This is a genomic window from Maribacter sp. (assembly GCF_039968975.1).
In the GTDB taxonomy this organism is placed as follows: Bacteria; Bacteroidota; Bacteroidia; order Flavobacteriales; family Flavobacteriaceae; genus Maribacter.
Map to the genome: position 1 here is coordinate 1 of NZ_JBDVOT010000114.1, position 3,644 is coordinate 3,644.

A 3,644-nucleotide genomic window follows, 5' to 3' on the forward strand; every position below is an offset into this window, starting at 1 on the left:
AACAGGTATGGATACTCGTATTGGGTACCCTAACGAGCACTTAGCAGGTGATTCTGATGAAGAAGTTGCTAGTCCGTTATACGCAACAGCTGTTGGACTTTTAATGAATGCCATTAAAAATCAAGAGAAGTTGAAGTTAACGCAAGAAGAGATTTTACAAGAACAGCAACTAGGAGAAGAGGAAGAATTGGTTTACGCAAATCAAGATACAGAAGCGGTGGCCCGTCCTAACTTGCATAAAGAGAGAAAATCTGTTTTTGATAAGTGGTCTGAAAAATTGAAAGAATTTTTAGATAACGCAGAGTAATAAGCATAGCATAAGAGAATACATAACCAGTAATAATTAGAATATGAGTAAGAACAGCGAATTTGATAATATCTCCTTTGATTTGCCAAAGAATCAAAGCAACGTTATAAAAGTCATTGGTGTAGGTGGCGGTGGTAGTAATGCCATTAATCACATGTTCCAAGCAGGAATTAACGGAGTTGATTTTGTAATCTGTAATACAGATTCTCAAGCATTAGACAATAGTCCGGTGCCCAACAAAATACAATTAGGTGTATCATTAACAGAAGGTTTGGGTGCTGGTGCCAATCCTGAAGTAGGTGAACAGGCTGCCATGGAAAGCATGGAAGAGATTAAAGGTATGTTGGATACAACTACAAAAATGATCTTCATTACTGCTGGTATGGGTGGGGGGACAGGAACTGGTGCTGCTCCCGTAATTGCCAAGTTTGCAAAAGAAATGGATGTTCTTACTGTTGGTATCGTTACCATGCCGTTTCAATTCGAAGGTAAAATGAGAGTTGAACAAGCGCAACGTGGTATTGAAAAGTTGCGAAATAATGTCGATTCGCTGATCGTCATTAATAACAATAAATTAAGAGAAGTATACGGTAACCTTGGTTTTAAAGCTGGTTTCTCTAAGGCTGATGAAGTATTGGCAACGGCTGCTAGAGGTATTGCAGAAGTTATTACACATCACTATACACAAAATATAGATTTACGTGATGCTAAAACAGTACTGTCAAATAGTGGTACTGCTATAATGGGATCTGCTATTTCTTCTGGTTCTGCTAGGGCTAATGAAGCGATCATGAAAGCATTGGATTCTCCGTTATTGAACGATAACAAAATTCAAGGAGCTAAAAACGTATTGTTATTAATTGTTTCTGGAGCACAAGAAATCACAATCGATGAGATTGGTGAAATCAATGACCATATTCAAATAGAAGCTGGGTACGGTGCAAACATTATTATGGGTGTTGGTGAAGATGAAAGCTTAGGTGAGGCTATTGCTGTAACAGTAATTGCTACGGGTTTTAATATTGAGCAACAAGATGATATCGTAAATACCGAGTCAAAGAAAATTATTCATACGTTAGAAGAAGGTCAACGTGCAGAAGCAATGTTGTTATCTAACCAAAAAACCGTCCATACTTTAGAAATGGATGATGAGGAAGAGGAGGTAAAACAAGTCAAACCCGTAAAAAAGTATGAGTTCGTTGAGGAAGAAGATTTTGACTTGATACCTACAACGAACTATATTAAAAATTTCAATGTTTTTTACGAGGAAGTGTTAGCTGAAAATGTTTCTGAAGAAGATTTTGTCATCGTTGATGCACCATCGTCTTTTAGAGATATGGAAGTTGTTGATCCAGAAGAATTACAAGTAGAAGATCAAGAAGATCAATTTACAGTTGATTTTGAGCCTTCTTCAAGAGATGAGGAGGAGAAAGAGAATGTAATCATGTTTGATTTACATGATGAAGTAAAGGATATTGATGTTAAAGAAAGCATTGAAATCGTACCGGTATTGGAGTACAATAAGAATGGTGAAAAACGCTATAGCTTAGACGACTACATGCAGTTAGAAAGTAAATTAACTGGTGCAAAGTCTAAAGCAGAGGAATTTGAGCCTAAAGTTGTTGAAGATGAGTTGGTATTTGAAAGAAAGACAGTAGCTCCAAGTAGAGAACCTAGTCCAGAAGAGCCTTTGGATCCAATGGAAACTCCTATAGAAGAACTATTGAGAGATAGAGCTGATGAGCGTAGAAGAAAATTGAAAGATTTCAATTATAAGTTCAAAAACAACGCACCTACCAGTTATGACGAGAAAAAGCCGGCATATCAAAGACAGGGAGTTGATTTAAATGAAAGCTCAAGAGAGAAAAAGATTTCTAGAACCTCTTTAAGTGGGGATAGTAATGATGATATTCAGTTGAGATCTAATAACTCATTTTTACATGATAATGTAGACTAATAGCAGTCTCACAATATTTTTTAAACCCGAAAACTAATATAGTTTTCGGGTTTTATTTTTTATCTTCGCAGACCAAAATAAAAGAGATATGGCTTTACAGCAAAGAGTAATGGAACAGTTGAAATTGGCAATGAAAGCAAAGGATTCTGTGGCACTAGAATCGCTTAGAGCTATTAAATCTGCATTGTTGGTAGCAAGTACAAGTGGAGGTGAAGAAATTACCGAAGATGAAGAAATACAGATTGTGCAGAAATTGGTAAAACAGAGAAAAGATAGTGCTGCTATTTTTATAGAACAAGGTAGACAAGACCTTGCTGATCCAGAATTAGCACAGATTGCTGTAATAGAGCAATTTTTACCTGAACAACTTACTGAAGAAGAGGTAGAAAAAGTAGTCGTGCAAACAATTGATGCTATCGGTGCTTCAGGAATGAAGGATATGGGTAAAGTTATGGGTATTGTTTCTAAAGAACTAGCTGGTCAAGCAGATGGTAAGTTGATTTCTACAATTGTAAAAAAGAAGTTAGCATAACATAGATTAGGGTTAAAGTGTTTTTAATTTTGGTAATTGAACACTGAATACTGAATATTGAGAAACGGCCTCGTGGCGCAACTGAATAGCGCATCAGATTTCGGCTCTGAGGGTTGGGGGTTTGAATCCCTTCGAGGTCACTAGGTTTCAAAGCCACATCTTAAAAGGTGTGGCTTTTTTGTATTTTAGTGATTATTATAATTGGGTGAGTTGGTATTACCTATTTATAGTGGTAATGTATAGGTGTCAAATTGCCTAGTAATAATGTAATTTTCATTTTTTGTTGTTGGTTGTGCTGAAAATGGAGATGGTATTTGCATATAGTATCTGTAGAATTAATTTTGGCTAGGGTTTTAAACGATTGATTATAGTTATTGATTAATGATATGCTACGCTCAAAGTAGGAAGAATTTCATATAGTATATATGAGTAACAATTAAAATCAATCTTTTTTTACTTATGTTTTTTACTGTTGTATGAGTATAAATACTAAAACTGCATTGTTATTATATATTGTTAGCGTTTTTTTAGGTCTTAATATATATTATAATGAGGAACTGAAACTTCTTTTTAGAGTATCTAATGTTGTTCGGATAAGAGAAATATAAACCAGTTTAATAGTGGATGTCTGTAATGTGTAATGCGGTAATCATTGTTGTTCAATTTTCACCTGATTTTGTACTTCTGCAACCTAGTCAAAATCATGCAGTTATGATTAGGTCAAAAAACTTTCAATATTTTCTTTCAAAAAGTCTTGCGGTATTAGGAATAGTGTGTACATTTGCACCCCGCAAACGAGGAAGATAATATCAGAATCGGGAGTTGGAAAAGGTTCTTAGATATGTTGT

2 protein-coding genes, 1 tRNA gene and 1 pseudogene are annotated in these 3,644 nt (G+C 35.3%); all 4 read left to right on the top strand.

Annotated features, from left to right (window positions below; genetic code table 11):
* Positions 1-307, top strand: a pseudogene (locus ABJI11_RS07795) (cell division protein FtsA); the annotation flags it as partial.
* A 43-nt stretch (positions 308-350) separates the two neighbouring features.
* Positions 351-2,264: a cell division protein FtsZ gene (gene ftsZ, locus ABJI11_RS07800; RefSeq protein WP_348350965.1), complete on the top strand. Its 1,914-nt coding sequence runs from the start codon at positions 351-353 to the stop codon at positions 2,262-2,264.
* A gap of 88 nt (positions 2,265-2,352) precedes the next feature.
* Positions 2,353-2,796 (top strand): GatB/YqeY domain-containing protein, encoded by a 444-nt coding sequence (locus tag ABJI11_RS07805; RefSeq protein WP_348350967.1) that lies wholly within the window; start codon positions 2,353-2,355, stop codon positions 2,794-2,796.
* 66 nt (positions 2,797-2,862) lie between these two features.
* Positions 2,863-2,936: transfer RNA gene (locus tag ABJI11_RS07810), tRNA-Arg, on the top strand.
* Positions 2,937-3,644 lie beyond the last annotated feature (708 nt).